The organism is Bartonella sp. AU15XJBT, assembly GCF_028618615.1.
Classification (GTDB): Bacteria; Pseudomonadota; Alphaproteobacteria; order Rhizobiales; family Rhizobiaceae; genus Bartonella.
In genome coordinates this window covers 1-15,741 of record NZ_JAQITG010000026.1, presented here as the reverse complement: position 1 = coordinate 15,741, position 15,741 = coordinate 1, and the positions used below count along the sequence as shown (strand labels likewise).

10 protein-coding genes and 3 pseudogenes are annotated in these 15,741 nt (G+C 37.0%); 2 read left to right on the top strand and 11 right to left on the bottom strand.

Going from position 1 to position 15,741, the window contains the following annotated elements; translation table 11 throughout:
- Window positions 1-96 precede the first annotated feature (96 nt).
- Complete coding sequence (locus PVV57_RS08495) at window positions 97-402, bottom strand: helix-turn-helix transcriptional regulator (protein ID WP_273783612.1); 306 nt, start codon at window positions 400-402, stop codon at window positions 97-99.
- 152 nt (window positions 403-554) lie between these two features.
- Here PVV57_RS08495 and PVV57_RS08490 point away from each other — a divergent pair, with 152 nt between their 5' ends.
- On the top strand, window positions 555-1,085 hold the full coding sequence (locus PVV57_RS08490; RefSeq protein ID WP_273783866.1) for a helix-turn-helix domain-containing protein: 531 nt from the start codon (window positions 555-557) through the stop codon (window positions 1,083-1,085).
- A 105-nt stretch (window positions 1,086-1,190) separates the two neighbouring features.
- On the opposite strand, the gene PVV57_RS08485 is transcribed toward PVV57_RS08490, so the two are convergent.
- The gene (locus tag PVV57_RS08485; RefSeq protein WP_273783865.1) at window positions 1,191-1,328 is read right to left on the bottom strand and encodes a hypothetical protein; all 138 of its coding nucleotides are present in this window, start codon (window positions 1,326-1,328) and stop codon (window positions 1,191-1,193) included.
- A gap of 376 nt (window positions 1,329-1,704) precedes the next feature.
- A pseudogene (locus PVV57_RS08480) lies at window positions 1,705-2,235 on the bottom strand (DnaB-like helicase C-terminal domain-containing protein); the annotation flags it as partial.
- A gap of 2,512 nt (window positions 2,236-4,747) precedes the next feature.
- Here PVV57_RS08480 and PVV57_RS10555 point away from each other — a divergent pair.
- A pseudogene (locus PVV57_RS10555) lies at window positions 4,748-6,483 on the top strand (autotransporter outer membrane beta-barrel domain-containing protein); the annotation flags it as partial.
- Between the two features lie 582 nt (window positions 6,484-7,065).
- Here PVV57_RS10555 and PVV57_RS08470 read toward each other — a convergent pair.
- The 8 genes and pseudogenes from PVV57_RS08470 to PVV57_RS10450 form a co-directional block, all read right to left on the bottom strand.
- Entirely contained in the window at window positions 7,066-7,848 is a 783-nt protein-coding gene (locus PVV57_RS08470) for an ABC transporter ATP-binding protein (protein WP_273718844.1), read from the bottom strand.
- Window positions 7,835-8,719: an ABC transporter ATP-binding protein gene (locus PVV57_RS08465; RefSeq protein WP_273718845.1), complete on the bottom strand. Its 885-nt coding sequence runs from the start codon at window positions 8,717-8,719 to the stop codon at window positions 7,835-7,837. Before PVV57_RS08465 ends, PVV57_RS08470 begins: the two co-directional genes overlap by 14 nt.
- Complete coding sequence (locus tag PVV57_RS08460; protein ID WP_273718846.1) at window positions 8,712-9,641, bottom strand: ABC transporter permease; 930 nt, start codon at window positions 9,639-9,641, stop codon at window positions 8,712-8,714. Before PVV57_RS08460 ends, PVV57_RS08465 begins: the two co-directional genes overlap by 8 nt.
- A 2-nt stretch (window positions 9,642-9,643) precedes the next feature.
- Entirely contained in the window at window positions 9,644-10,717 is a 1,074-nt protein-coding gene (locus PVV57_RS08455) for an ABC transporter permease (RefSeq protein WP_273718847.1), read from the bottom strand.
- A 113-nt stretch (window positions 10,718-10,830) separates the two neighbouring features.
- On the bottom strand, window positions 10,831-12,432 hold the full coding sequence (locus tag PVV57_RS08450; protein WP_273718848.1) for an ABC transporter substrate-binding protein: 1,602 nt from the start codon (window positions 12,430-12,432) through the stop codon (window positions 10,831-10,833).
- A 382-nt stretch (window positions 12,433-12,814) separates the two neighbouring features.
- The gene (locus PVV57_RS08445) at window positions 12,815-14,440 is read right to left on the bottom strand and encodes an ABC transporter substrate-binding protein (protein WP_273718849.1); all 1,626 of its coding nucleotides are present in this window, start codon (window positions 14,438-14,440) and stop codon (window positions 12,815-12,817) included.
- Window positions 14,441-15,154: 714 nt separating this feature from the next.
- Window positions 15,155-15,280 carry a hypothetical protein gene (locus PVV57_RS08440; RefSeq protein WP_273718850.1) on the bottom strand — a complete coding sequence of 42 codons (126 nt, stop codon included), beginning with the start codon at window positions 15,278-15,280 and terminating at the stop codon, window positions 15,155-15,157.
- Between the two features lie 334 nt (window positions 15,281-15,614).
- Window positions 15,615-15,741, bottom strand: a pseudogene (locus tag PVV57_RS10450) (DNA adenine methylase); the annotation flags it as partial.

Sequence of the window (15,741 nt, the reverse complement as noted above, 5' to 3'; positions counted from 1 at the left end):
ATTTCGTATTGATCTTTAGACATTGATAAACCTCTTTATCTTATGGTATCTAAATGCATGGCAAATGCGCAAAAACGCAAAGCCGTGTAACAAAGCTCAAGCGGCATTTCCGCGCAAAGTAGAATGCGCACGCGAATCTGTATTGGCATGTTTTGCTGCTTTAAAAATGCGACGGCGACTTTTGGGGTAGCGGTCACTAAACACCTGCTCGACGGGCAAACCGATAAAATCGGCAATAGCACGTTCAGCTTTCTCGTTAGACCGTGTCCAGATATGTTGAACACTGGATGACGAGAGTTGATAAGCTTTCGCGAGCTCCGCCAAGGTCATATTACGGCGGCGTAGCTCAGCTAAAATACTATGGCGATCCCATACTTGAATGCATGTTTGGGTGGTTGTCATAACTTTCGCTCCTGCTTCAAACGGATGCTCAAACCATCCGTTTTTTGTGGGGTTAATGGTAAAATATCTGCCCTCTATATCGGGCGGTAATTAGATATGTATACCAAATATTTTGTGTTGTAAACAATTTATTTTGTATAGAGGTGATTTTTTTGGCACGTCCAGAAGTAGAACCAAAAACAGAACTGGCAAAACGCTTGCGTGAAGTACGACGAATACTCGGAAACGAAGAGCGGGGCATTTTTGCGCAACGCCTTAATTTACAACGCAATACCCTTGCCAATTATGAAATCGGAGCACATGAGCCTCCATCCTCAGTAATTAACGCCTATTATACAGCCTATAACATTAATCCTCATTGGCTTGTTACGGGTGAAGGTGAAATGTTTAGTGACATGGCAAAAGCGAAAGCAGCAGGTTTTAAACCACAAACTATCCCTACTGGACTCATGAAAAAGCTTGGTCGCATAGCTTACACAACCTATCGTGATGCTAAAATAAAACTCCCCCCTGAAGATATAGCGGAACTCGCGGCGGAACTTTATAGAAAACTGCAAGAGCTTGTTCAAGACATCAACGACATAGAAGAGATCGAAGCAACTTTCCCTCTTCTTAAAATTCATTTAAAGCGTCAAATAGAAGCTGAAAGAGTACATCTAGAAACTACACAAAATACGGCTTAATGCCTCTCTAAAATGAAAAATGAAAGTGGAAATCTTTTTACATTAAAAAATTTATATAAATTATTGATAAAAAATGCTTTTTACTCAATTTTTAGAGATTTCCACTTATATATGGAAATCTTTTTTGCTTTTTTGGTTATTTTTGGCTGATTTTGGAGTCAATTGAGCTTTTGGAGTGATTTTTTTCACAGGGTCTTCAAAGGCGGTTTTCTGGGCTTTCACAGACTTTTCAAAATTTTTCACAGGGTTTTCAAAGACCTTTCAAAGCCTTCTTTCATTTTCACCCCTAAATTCCAATTTTCGCTCTTTTTAGCTCTTTTTTACAATTTTAAGTGTCAAAATCTATTTTGACAAAACACGCATTTAATGGTAAAAAATAACCATAAAAACAACAAATTACCACGTATTCCTATCTAATCCCACCTAATCCCACTTAGTATAAAACCTAGTGTCAAACTACAAAGGGTTTTTAAGAGGTTCTCAAAGGGTCTTCAAAGACCTTTCAAAGGCTGTTTTAAGATTCGTAATTTTGAGTGCGAATCTATTGGATTTTGCTCCTTGATCATCAGGTAACAATTTTTACCTCAGAAAGAATAATTGTCACTCATAAGAAAGTGCTTTAAGCGGGCATTTCTAAAAAGTTATCGTTATCCGTTAGATCGCTAAAGCGTGTAAAATCGGATTGAAAGGCAAGAGGAACTATTCCTGTTGGATCATGGCGTTGTTTAGCTATAATAACCTCGACTTTGCCTTTGGCTTTCTCCATTGCCTCTTGCCATTTTCTATACTCAGCGCTGCCTTCTTTTGGTTCTTCCTTTTTGAGATAATATTCTTCACGATAAACAAAAAGCACAATATCGGCATCTTGTTCAATGGAATCTGATTCTCGTAGATCTGCAAGCTATGGACGTTTATCTGTTCGGTTTTCAACTTGGCGTGAGGGCTGTGACAGAGCAATGATAGGAATATTAAGTTCTTTTGCCAAAGCTTTAAGCCCCATGATAATCGCTGTTATTTCTTGAACGCGGTTTTCTAATGAGCGTTTTGAATGGATTATCATGAGTTGGATATAATCAATAATCAAAACATCTAGACCATATTGTCATTTGAGATGCCTTGCACGGGCAGCTAATTGTGCAAGGGATACACCGCGCTCTTTTTGCTACCAAATTTCAACTGCTATTTTTTACACTTTTTTTGCAATTTTAGCTGTCAAAATTCATTTTGAAAAAACGCGCATTTAATGGTAAAAAAACAGTCATAAAAACAATAAATTATCACATATCCACCCTAATCTTATCTTTTCCCGTTCAATATAAAACATAAAGTCAAACTACATACAAAAAGATTTATTCCTTATCGACTTTAAAACGATAAAATTCTTTCCCTTTTGGAAAAATATACAACTTTTAAAACACTGATATTTTCTTTTACATTATGTTTTTTTACTATCTTTTCTATTCATGTATTGCTAAATCATATACCAATGAATATTGGCATCAAAGAATATCTTGCTATCAATAAAAATATCACAACTTTATAATATTACTATAAATATGAAAAAAACTACTTTATAAATATACTAAAAAAATACATTATAAAGTAAACATACATATTGCGTATTTAAATATAAATCCAACTTTAATTTTGACAGAGAAAGCAAAATAAATTATTAAAATGATGCATTATTAAAATAAAAGCAATACTCTTTCTTTTCTTCTTTTGAAGACTGCGGAGAAATGAATATTGGGGGCTTTAAAAGGAGAGTATTTGTGTATAAAAAATTCCTTCTATCATCTATGGCAACAGCAGTGGTCGTACTGTTTAATGTTCAATTCAGTGCATACGCTAAATCTCTTAAAGTTTCTGATGGAAAAACAGTAACAGTACATGGAGAAACCTATGATGCACTTCATGCAAAAAACGGCAGTAAAATCATCGGTAAGCATTTAACTGTAACACACTCAAACCTCAATCACGATGCATACGCTATAACAGCTGAAGGCTCTAACACTACGATTGAATTACTGGATGGCACAACAATTAAAGGAACTGCTTTTGACGTTTTATTTGGTCTTGAAGCAAAAGACGGTGCTACAGTGAAAATGATCGGGGGAGCCATTTCAGTTTCTCGCATAGGCACTAAGTTCTCGAACAGCAAGAGTGATAAAAACAAGCTAAAAAGTGTGAAAATATCAAGCAGTAAAAATAAAAAAACTCTTATTACAGGAATAGTTACTGATAAAGAAAGTAACGTCACTTTAGAAGATGTAACCATTACACAAGCAAAACACAGCATAGTTGCATATAATCAATCACAAATAACGATCTCTGGAGGATCATTTGAGGGAAAAGACGTAGGGGTATATGCTGGAAACGGCAGCAAAATTACTTTAATCAGCAGTAAAGAAGGCACTCCCCAAATTACGTCATCATCAAATGGCAAAGGGCTCTATACAAATGGATTACATTCTAGCATCGCAATGACAGGAGGGACAATATCTGGAGAAGTAGCATTACTTGCAGAAAACGGCGGACACATTAAGGTCACTGATGTTTCTCTAACAACAAATGGCCATGGGGTCGCTGCAGCAGTCGATAGCTTTGATAGTATGATTGAATTGTATGGAAATACAATGATTAAGGATACTAAAGGCGGGCTTTTTGCAAGTAACAGTGGCAGAATTAAAATGGTTGGAGGAACCATTATGGCTTCCAAAGCTGGCGTCGGCTTTATAAATAGTAAGAGCGATGAAAATAAGCTGGAAAACGTAACAATATCGACCGGCAAAGAGAAAAATTCAGGCAAAGGGATAGTTTTAGAGAAAGAAAGTGTCGTTACTTTAAAAAATGTAAAAGTGACTCAAACAGGCAACAGCATAATTGCAAATAATCATTCTAAAATAATAATTTCTGGAGGATCATTTGATTCAAGCTATGCAACAATATGTGCTCAAAACGGCAGCAGTATTACCTTAACTGACAATGCTCAAATTACATCATATGATGAAGCAGGTCTCTTTGCAGAAGACTCAAAATCGACCATCACCATGATAGGAGGAAGCGTAACAGGAAAATATACAGCCTTAGAAGCAGACATAGGTGGCCATATTACGGTTACAAATGTTGCTCTAAAAGCAACGAATGATGGCAACGGTGTAGCTGCAGGTGCAGCTGCCTCTGGCTCTAACAGTGTGATTGAATTGCTTGGAAATACAACAATTAGTAATGTTAAAATCGGAATTGATGCGCAAAACAATAGCACAATCAACATGATCGGAGGAACCATTAAGAGTTCCGAAGCAGGCGTTCACCTTTTAAAAAATAAGAGCAATAACAAACTGAAAGATGTAACAATATTAAATAGTAAGGACAATGCACTACTAATCAATGCAATAATTGCAAGAAGAAGTAACATTACTTTAGAAAATGTAACGGTTAAGCAAGCAATCAATAGCATAATTGCAAATAATGATTCTCACATAACCGTCTCTGGAGGATCATTTAGCGCAAAAGGTGCAGCAATATCTGCCCTAAACGGCAGCACTATTACTTTAACTGACAATGCTCAAATTACATCATCTGATAACAGTGGGCTCTATGCAAAAGACTCAAAATCTACCATCACCATAACGGGAGGAACAGTGACGGGGAACACAACGTTGTTTGCAGAAAAGGGTGGACATATTAAAGCCACGAATGTCACTCTAACAACGATAGATGGTAACGGAACCGCCGGTGTAGTAAGCCAAGATATGGGTAGTTTGGTTGAGTTATATGGGAATACAACAATTAAAAATGCTGAGATCGGACTTTATGCAGAAAATGGTAGCACAACCAAAATGAGTGGAGGAGCAATAATTGCTAAAAAAGATGCATTTGTTGTAAACAATAATGGACATATTGATGTAACAAATGTGTCTGCTACAGCAGAAAACAGAGGTGTGATATTTGAAAAATCCAAGAACAATAAAACATCCGAAATCAATTTAACCAATACAAAGCTTCACATTAAAAATGGTACTGGAATTAATGCAAATGAATCAATCGGCAAAGCTAATCTCAGAAATTCAGAAATTCATGCCGATGTTTTATTAGCAACCAAAGATTCAGCTAAAAAAAATAATTTTATTCTTACATTAAACGCTGATCATTCCATATTAGAAGGCAAAGCAAACATTGCACCAAAGAGAGACGTACACTTTAACCTGAAAAACAGTACACAATGGATATTGAAAACCAGCAAGCAAGAAAAAGACACTGATGGAAAACTTCTTGATATTGCTCAAAGAGCACGTTCTGATATTTCTGTACTAAATCTCGAAAACAGCTCTATTTCTTTTGCAAAACCAATAGAAGATCATTACCATACACTGCATATAGGTTCAGGAAAAACAAATACCAAAGCTGTCTATAACGCAAAAGGCGATGCACAGATTTCCTTCAATACTTTGTGGAGTGATGGTGCACCAATAGCAAAACAAAAAACCGATCGTCTTCTAATTCATGGTGATGTTTCAGGTACTACATTGGTTTATGTCACTGGACATTTAGAAAAGAACAATATTGCAACAAATACTTCTGCTCCTAGCAATATGGACGGTTTTTCACTAATTCAAGTTTTTGGAAAAGCAAATCAGAACTCTTTTAAACTCGCCAATGGCTATATCACAATAAATGGTTCACCTTATAAATATATACTGAAAGCTTATGGGCCAACATCAAACCATAGTAAAACAAGTACTAAAAAAATCCTTTTAGAAGAAAATAAAAACTTTTGGGATTTTCGCTTACAGCCAGTACTTCTTGATAGTGATTCAGCAGAAAAAAACATTGTGCCCTAAATACAAAGCTATTTGATCATGCCAAATGCCCTTTTCTATAACCAATATGGCTAAACAGAACGCGCTGTTAGCCAATATGAGAATAATTGAAAAATGCCAAAATGTTGTCGATCTCCACAACTGTTGGCAAACAATTTGCAACGGGTATACAAGGCGTAACATTCGAACCGCAGGCACAAGTTGCTTATCAACACTTGATGTTTAACACCATTGAAGATGCTGATAACTTTACCATTGATATGAAAAATCCTTCTCAATGGATGATCCGTGTTGGTGGGCGTTTGACCAAAACCATTTCCACTGAAAACAACCGTCCTATGTCTTTCTATGGAAAAGTAAACTTGATCAAAACCTTTGGTGATGATGGTAGCATTCATATTGGAAGAGACTTTGAGCTAGATCCTATGGGACCTGCAATTGAAGGCGGTATTGGCATCAATGCACAACTGTCTCACAATTTCTCCCTTCATGGTGATGTGAGTTATCAACAAAAACTGCAAAAAACCGGTATATCGGGAGCAAATTTTTCTGGCGGCATACGCTATCAGTTTTAAATCAAGACTGTAAAAATAGCCCATCCAATTTAACAAAAAGGCGGCATATTGCTGCCTTTTTGGCTTATTATAAGTTGTTCTTTAAGCGCTTTTTTAAATAGAAAACAGCAAAATATTTGAAGACTGTCATTGACCATTGGATTTTTTTACAAAAACTTCTTTTTTATAAAGAATAAAGCTTAGCATTTTTCGATGAATAATGCCTAAAATTGTAAAAAAGAAAACAAATAAAAACAAAATGATATTGTAAAATAATGAGACGCTTTTCTAGAAAATACAGCTTTACTCTCTTTTGTTATTTCTCACAAATTTAATGCTTAAAATCCCAAAATAAAACTTTTAAAATAAAATTATACGCAAAAAACAGTACAATAATATCACACAAAGAATATATGTTATAAGACACTTGTATATTTCAAAACGGAAGTTCTTATAGGATTTTAAATATTATCGCTCAAACACTACCCAGCAAATTCATGACTAAAAAAAATCCTATTACCCCCTTCCCTTTTAACAAGGCCGTCAAACATTTCTAGACACTTCAAAACACATAAAATTGCATTTTCTCTTCTATAAAATTGATCACGCTCTTTGCTCTCTATGAACGATAGGCTCAATACTCGCTTCAAAAAACTCTTTTGTATAATCGTGTTGCGCGTGGAGATTACGCAATTCATCATTGCTAAGCTCTTCAAGAATAATCCCTTTATGCATAATGCCAACACGTTCACAAATATGTGCAACAACAGCAAGATCATGGGATACCATCAAATAAGTAAGCTTTTTTCTCTCGCGCAACGATTTCAACAAGTTTAAAATTTCAGCTTGTACCGACACATCCAATGCAGATGTTGGTTCATCAAGCAACAAAACTTCTGGCTCGATAATTAAAGCACGTGCAAGAGCAATACGCTGACGCTGCCCTCCGGACAACTCATGAGGATAACGATAAAGAAATGAAGCATCTAAACCAACGGAATCTAAAGCATCCTCCACCCGCTCTCTTTGATTATCCATACCATGGATTTTAAGCGATTCAGAAAGAACCGTATGGACCATTTTTCTTGGATGCAACGAAGCATAAGGATCTTGAAAAACCATTTGAATACAGCGTAAAAAGTCCTTACTTCTTTTTTTTTCGACTTCTTGTCCAGCAAAAAGGAACTTTCCACTATACTCTGGAATACGCCCTACCAATGTATTCAAAATAGTTGATTTTCCGCATCCGGATTCACCAATCAACCCATAAGCTTCACCACGCTTAATATGAAAATTAACATTTTTAACAACCGTTACGGCCTTGTGTCTATGCCCAAAGGTTACAGATAAATTAGAAACATCAATAATATTCTTACAATTTGTCATGAGGAACCTCCTCAACACCATTAACAATCGTAGGATTATACAACCAATCAGGATCACGCTCAGGAACAGCCAAAACATCAACAGGATTATCAAGCCGTGGCAAACTCGCCAGCAAAGCCTTCGTATAAGGATGACAAGCATGAGACAAATCAGAAGCAGGTAACTCTTCTAAAACACGGCCCGCATACATCACCAAAATACGATCACAGAAATCAGCAATCATATTCAAATCATGACTAATGAAAATAAGCCCTGTTCCAGACTTTGTCACAAGTTCATCTAATACGGATAAAACTTGTCGTCTAACTGTAATATCAAGCGCAGATGTTGGTTCATCGGCAATAATTAAATCAGGTTTTGGAATGAGCATCATTGCAATCATCACGCGCTGCCCCATCCCCCCAGATATTTCATGAGGAAAGAGGCGCATGACATGTTCAGGATCACGAATATGAACAGATTCTAACATAGCTATGGTTCGCTCCCGCGCTTCAGCTTTTGAAACACGGTAATGAATACGGTAAGCCTCCATAATCTGTTCCCCAATCCGTATGAGTGGATTAAGTGAATATTTAGGATCCTGTAAAATCATTGAAATACGCTTACCGCGGATTTTTCGCATCTGAGGTTCACTGGCACGCAATAAATCGACATCCTCAAAGCGCATTTTTTTAGCTTTAACAATGGCTGATTTTGGACTCAGCTTTAGTATTGCACGCCCTGTCATCGATTTTCCAGATCCGGATTCACCAACAATGCCAATTTTTTCTTTTCCGACAGAAAAGCTAACACCACGCACAACTTCTGCAACGCCGCGCGTTGTAGGAAAAGAAATACGTAAATCTTCTACTTCTAATAATTTATTACCCATTGCGTGGATCCAATACATCACGAAGACCATCACCTAAAAGGTTGAAAGCAAGACTTGCAAATAATATTGCACAGCCCGGTATTGCCGCCAACCACCAATTTGTCATCATAAATTCCCGACCTGAAGAAAGCATCGCCCCCCATTCAGGACTTGGAAGTTGTGCTCCAAGCCCCAAAAATCCAAGGCCAGCAGCTGTTAAAATAATTCCAGACATATCTAAAGTTAATCGTACAATCACTGAAGGAATACACATGGGCGCAACATGAAACAAAATAATCCGCAAAGGAGAAGCCCCCTGCAAGCGAACCACAGAAACATAATCAGAAGAACGTATTGTCAAAGTCTCAGCGCGTGCTAAACGTGCGATTGGTGGCCATGCTGCAATTGAAATTGCAATAGAAGCATTTTCAATCCCTGGTCCCAATGCGGCTGAAAAGGCAAGAGCTAAAATTAACCCTGGAAAAGCAAGAAAAATATCGACAATGCGCATGAGCACAGTATCAACCCATCCCCCCATATAACCAGATACAGTTCCAACAATAAGCCCTATTGGACCTACAATAATTGTTGTGAGAAAAACAACATAAAGAGTAATACGAGAACCAAAAACAAGACGACTAAAAATGTCACGTCCTAATTCATCTGTCCCAAAATAATGCGCCATAGAGGGGGGCTGCAACCGATGCCCCAGATCATTGCTCAAAAAATCGTGCGTCGCAATCCAAGGAGCAAAAAGTGCGCATATGATAATAATACAAATAATAAACAGACCAAATACAGCTGAAAAGTTATGAAAAAACTTCACCAGTGCATGATAAATTCTTTGTATGTTTGCTTGTATTATGGACCGTGGAACCGGGTCGTTTAACCAAGAACTCAAAGAAGATGATGATTGCGATTTGTGATGATTACTGACTGTCATATTCAACGTGTCCTTGGATCAAAAATGCGATAAAGCAAATCAGAAAATAAATTAATGGCAACAAAGATAAATCCTACAAGTAAAGTACATCCTACAACAGCATTCATATCTCCAGCGAGAAGAGCATTTGTCAAATAATGTCCAAAACCAGGCCAAGCAAAAACTGTCTCCGTCAAAACAGCCCCTTCTAGTAAAAAAGCATAAGAAAGTGCAACAACGGTAATAATCTGAACAGCAGCATTCCGAAAGGCATGCCCCCAAACCGTCCGCGCCCACGATAATCCCTTTACACGTGCAGTAATGATATATTCTTGATTAAGCTGCTCAATCATAAATCCACGGGTCATACGACTAATATAAGCCATAGCACCGAAAGCCAAGATCAAAGCAGGCATAATAATGTGACTAAAGACATTCCCAAAAGCCTCCCATTGTCCTTGGCTCGCAGTATCCCAAAGAAAAAATCCTGTTTTGGGTTCAAAAGAATATTCATAAAGAAAATCAAGTCGCCCTGGACCACCAACCCAGCCAAGCTTGGCATAAAATATTAACAACGCCATGAGCCCAAGCCAAAATGTCGGCGTAGAATAACTCAAGAGTGTAAAAACACGGACAACATAATCAATAAATGAATCGCGATACATTGCTGCAAAAACCCCAAAGGGAATTCCAAGAGTTGTGCCAATAACAATAGCAACCGTTGCAAGCTCTAATGTTGCAGGAAATACGCGCATAATATCAGCTAAAACAGGACGCCCAGACGTTAAAGCATCTCCAAAATCAAATAAAAATACATTATGAAGATACTTCCAATATTGAACAATCAACGGCTTATCAAGACCCAGCTTATAATACATGGCATCATAAGCTTCCTGACTGATATTATCACCAAGAATAGATAGAACAGGATCGAGAGGAAGAAGATGACCAAGAAAAAAAGTAATCGTCACCAACCCAAGCAATGTGATAAAAACTGAAATAAGAAGTTTTAATCCCTTAAACAAAAAATCCCATAAAAATAATTTTTTCTGCTTTTCTGATACAGCTCTTTCAGTCTCTGAAAGTGGCAAAACCATTATAAAAATCCCCTCTGTAGCGATAAAACATAAAGCGAATACCTTTTTTTATAGAATGAAACAACTTCTTATTAAGCATGTTCTACAATCCTTCTCCATAAACATGCTTCTTTTTATTTTTCTGCTTCATTGTAGTAAAGTCTGTAACTATTCCAAACCCATTTTTTGACATCAGGTCCCATACCAACGGTATAATATGTTTGAAATAAATAAACCATAGGACCATGCTCTAGCACATAATGTTGTAAAGTACGATATTGCACAATACGCTTATTAGGGTCTTGCTCAAACAAAGCATCCATCACCATTTTATTAATATTTTCATCATAATATCCAGCACGCCAAGCCAAATACATATTATGCTTTTTCGTAAATGTTGGATCAGGATTAAACACGTGATTCAATGAAGCAGGATGTCCATCAGGATCAGCACTCCCCCACCCCATAAGTGCAGTATCATAATTTCCACCCCGTACACGACTCAACAATTGATTTTGTGCCATTTTTTCAATTGTAAGCTCAACACCAATTTTGCGTGCATTCGCTTGAATAGACTGCGCAACAGATGACATATAACTAAGACTTCCGACGAGAAGATTAGCTTTAAAACCGTTAGGATAACCAGCTTCAGTAATTAACTGTTTTGCTTTTTCCAAATCCAATTTAAAGGGCAATCCTTCTTTTTCATCCAAAGCACCTGGAACACCTAAAGACATATAAGTTGCCCGTGGAATAGCAATCCCCTTTAAAACAGTTTTTCCAAGACCTTCATAATCAACCAAATAACGAAGTGCCAATCTGACCTTTTCGTTCGCAAAAATTGCATTCTTATTGTTTAACGATAGATAAATAATCTGCGGACGCAAAACACGACTAATTTTGACTGAGCCACCTTTTTCTTCAAGATCTAAAATATCCTCTGAAGAAAGATCTCGCGCTATATCCACATCACCTTTTTCCAAAAGAAGTCTTTGACTTGATGAATCCGCTACATGCCGCACAACAATCTGCTTAATTTTAGGCACTTTCCCCCAATAATGCTGTGTAGCCTCTAACACAACTTTATCCCCAGGGGACCAGCTTACTAATTTATAAGGTCCAACACAAGCCGAATGTGTCGCTAAATATTTATTTCCCATATCGCCGTTAATACTCTGCGCTTCAATTGTTTTCCGATCAAGCAGAGCAGAAGCATAAGATTGTCCAATAACAGTCAGTATGAGCTGAATAGGATAGGGTTTATCTAATTTTAATTGTAAAGTCTTATCATTAAGAGCCTGAATATTTGTTTCAACATTATCTTTGGTAAACCCATAGTCCATTAAAGACTGAGCATAACTCAAACCTAATTTAATAATCCGTCGCATCGACCACACGAGATCTTGCGCCGTTGCTGTTCTTCCATCATCAAACTTTAAATCATCACGAAGATGAAAAACTATTCTTTTGCCATTATCTAAAACGTCCCAAGATTTTGCCATAGCCGGACGAATTTTTGTAGGATCATGCTCATCATATTGCACGAGCGCACTGCAAATATTCGTCAATAACTCACTTGTCACAACCTCAACGGTTTGCGCTGGATCAAAACCACTCATTGAATCAATATTCCATGCCATCACCAATATATCTTTAGATGAGGCACTCAATGCTGATACGATAGTCCCGTTTAAAAACCCCATTGTGCTTAATAAAATACAAATTCTTTTCAACATTCTTTTTTCCCCATTTTATCTCTTTCTTTTGTATTCTTGTATTTTTTTACGCAAAGTGATTGTGATTTTGCTCTTTCATCTTTTAATCAGCATGCTATCAAACATCAACTTCATTTAATCAAACTAAGCATCTATAAAATAATTCTCTCATATATCAATCTATATTCGGGATGAAGAGGATCTATAAACATAAACAAAAACTCTCCCCAATATAACTTTCCATATTCATCCCTCCTTATAAAATGACCTCAATCAGATACGGCACAATCCCCCACAATTTCATCCTTCTTTAAAAAACTGAAGGGCTTCTATGGGGGAGAATATTTTCATCATGCAATGATGATCAAGCTCTTTTTATCTTTGACGATACGAAAAGACGCGCTTATTTTTCAATTGCACTATAAAAAATACGTGGCGCACTATTCCAAACCCACTTTTTGACATCAGGTGTCATCGCGATAACATTATATTTCTGAAAGATAAACGCATAAGGTCCCTTTTGCATCAATTCACGTTGTAAATCAGCATAGAGTTGTGCCCGTTTTTGTGAATCTTTTTGAAACAACGCCTCTTCAACCTTTTGATTCATCTTGGCATCAAAATACCCATGCTGCCAACTAGGATAGGCTGTATTTTTTGCCTCAAACCGATTATCCGGATTATAAACAAGACGTGAAGCCATGGTATGAGGATCCGTAGACCCGCTATTCCATCCGATAAAAGTCGTATCAAAAGCTCGGGCATCCACCTTTGAAAACAACTGTGTACCTGCCACACGTTCAATTTTAAGACGCACCCCGGCCTGTGCGGCGCTATCTTGAAGGGACTGAGCAAGAGCTAAAGTATAAGGGGTATTTGAAACAAGAAAATTTGCCTCAAATCCATTCGGATAACCAGCCTCTGCTAAAAGCTGCTTAGCTTTTTGAATATCAAGCTTAAAGGGTTGCCCTTCTTTTTCATCTAAAGCTCCAAAGTTGCCAAGAGGAATAAAACTTGCCCGTGAAATACCAACACCTTTGAGAAGTTTCTTGCCAAAACCTTCATAGTCTATGAGATAGCGCATCGCCAAGCGTACTTTCTCCTTAGCCAAAATGGGATTTGTCATGTTAAATCCCCAATACATCATGCTTGGCACCAACACTTTTTCAACTTTAACATCTGTTGTTTTTTGTAGATCTGCAAGATCTTCAGGAGTTAAATTACGAGCAACATCAATATCGTGCTTTTGTAACAACAAACGTTGTGTTCCAGGCTCTGCAACATGGCGAATGAGAATCTGCTTCAGTTTCGGAGCTTCTCCCCAATAATGGGCGCTTGCACGCAACAAAAGAGCTTCTCCAGGACGCCAACTTTTTAACTGATAAGGACCAACACAAGCAGCATGCGTTTTTAAATACTGATTTCCCAGATCGCCATCTTTTTCATGCTTCATAATTGTCTTACGATCAAGCAAAGCAGTTACATGATTTGCAATAATATTATTAAGAATAAGCTCTGCTGGATAAGGCTTATCAAATTTCATCACTACTGTTTTTTCATCAACGGCTTGCAAAGCATCATCAACATTTTGCTCTGTAATTCCATATTCATTAAAAGTTGCTGCATCGGCCATTTTTAATTTGACAACCCGCTTCATCCCCCAAACAAGATCATTGGCGTTGGCTGATCTCCCATCATTAAACTTCAAACCATCGCGCAAATGAAAAGTAATCACCGTACTGTGATCATCGCTTGCAACATCCCAATGTGTTGCTAATGCGGGAACTATTTTCGTTGGATCATCTGTCGCTATACTGACCAAATTATCACAAATATTTTCAATAATTTCACTTGCATAAACATCATTGCTTTGGGCAGGATCAAAGGTACTGACAGCATCGAGGTTCCAAGCCATTACAAGGGTATCAGCCGGTGTTTTCGCTGGGGCCTGTTGTACAACCATTCCCAATGCTATAAGAGCAGAAACAAGGAAGCTACTTCTTTGCAATATTTTTTTCTTCAAGTTCATAAACTTTCCCCTTTATTTTTTATCAATTAATGACACTGAAATGACATGAAAAATCTATAATCATAAAGGGCAAATTTATAATTATAAAGATTGAACAAATACGTTCTTATCACCTATACAGAGTCATCTACTTTTTAATTCCATTCATTTTATCAATCCATTGACTGATCATCTCAATCAAACCATAGCGAACATGGAATATGTGTTTTGCTGACCAATATGACATTCTTTTCATGACATCCCTTTGCATACGACAATAAATGAGCCCCCAAATTAATCATCAAAAGGACAAACCTTACATATTAACAAAGATAAAGGAACAATGAGAAGAACTATTCCTTCCAAACTTTATCTTCTGAGAGATAAAGCTTGTAATAAAAGAATACACACTAAAATGCTCTTTCTCATTTATCAAAACAAAATTCATGACACAATTTCCCCCAAAGACATAACGAATATAAATCCTTCTAAACTTTAGTGTACATCATTGCTTTGCAGCTATAAAAATAAAATAGCAAACAACATGCTGTAACAAAATGTTTAGCTCCAAAGAGCAACATACAGAGATTTAAAGAAGCAATGTAGTGAATACCCATCTGTCTGAGCTTAAGTATCCTCCCCAAAACTGGAGTTCACACGCAGCAAAACCCCTCTCTAATGGAAGAAAGTTATCAGATAATAAAACCTAACACAAGCAGCTTGAATTATTTAACGTCAATTTTTCATCGCTGTACTTTGTTTTGTATTGCCTAGACAAGTCTTGAACAATCGACCACCACACAAATAAACCAACGATCGTACAACAGAAGCAAAATATAACAATGCAACAACAGCGCCCATCTAAAAACCTCTTTGCATTCATCAATAAACATGAATAAAATATTCATTCTTTAATTATGACATTCATGTCATTAATGGAAATAAAAATACCTCCTCTAAAACATTTCAAATGCCAAGCGTTGTCACAATATTTTAGAGCGGGCAAAGTGTATGTGATAGAACCGACTCATTCCTTCATAAACGTAAGACGTTGATGCTCAATAGTTTCCATCGTTATACCATTCACGGATAACATGTAAGTTTTATGTAAAAATAACTTACTGTATTTATATATCTTTTTTACAGTGAGGGATACGTAAATAAAAGTTGGGGAATAGGATTTTGTAGCGTGCTCTCAATTATTACGAATCAAGAGTTCTTTTCGGGGCGTTTTTTTGACAAAACCTGCTGTCCAAAGAGTCTCAACTTCTAAAAAGTCAAAATCCTTAAAGATCTCTCTAACCGCATCACAATCATTCAGA

Bases quoted from the DNA above. Each gene is read 5' to 3' on its own strand.
- PVV57_RS08495 (WP_273783612.1), bottom strand. From the start codon at position 402: ATGACAACCACCCAAACATGCATTCAAGTATGGGATCGCCATAGTATT.
- PVV57_RS08470 (WP_273718844.1), bottom strand. From the start codon at position 7,848: ATGACAAATTGTAAGAATATTATTGATGTTTCTAATTTATCTGTAACC.
- PVV57_RS08450 (WP_273718848.1), bottom strand. From the start codon at position 12,432: ATGTTGAAAAGAATTTGTATTTTATTAAGCACAATGGGGTTTTTAAAC.
- PVV57_RS08440 (WP_273718850.1), bottom strand. From the start codon at position 15,280: ATGGGCGCTGTTGTTGCATTGTTATATTTTGCTTCTGTTGTACGATCG.
- PVV57_RS08445 (WP_273718849.1), bottom strand. From the start codon at position 14,440: ATGAACTTGAAGAAAAAAATATTGCAAAGAAGTAGCTTCCTTGTTTCT.
- PVV57_RS08465 (WP_273718845.1), bottom strand. From the start codon at position 8,719: ATGGGTAATAAATTATTAGAAGTAGAAGATTTACGTATTTCTTTTCCT.
- PVV57_RS08455 (WP_273718847.1), bottom strand. From the start codon at position 10,717: ATGGTTTTGCCACTTTCAGAGACTGAAAGAGCTGTATCAGAAAAGCAG.
- PVV57_RS08460 (WP_273718846.1), bottom strand. From the start codon at position 9,641: ATGACAGTCAGTAATCATCACAAATCGCAATCATCATCTTCTTTGAGT.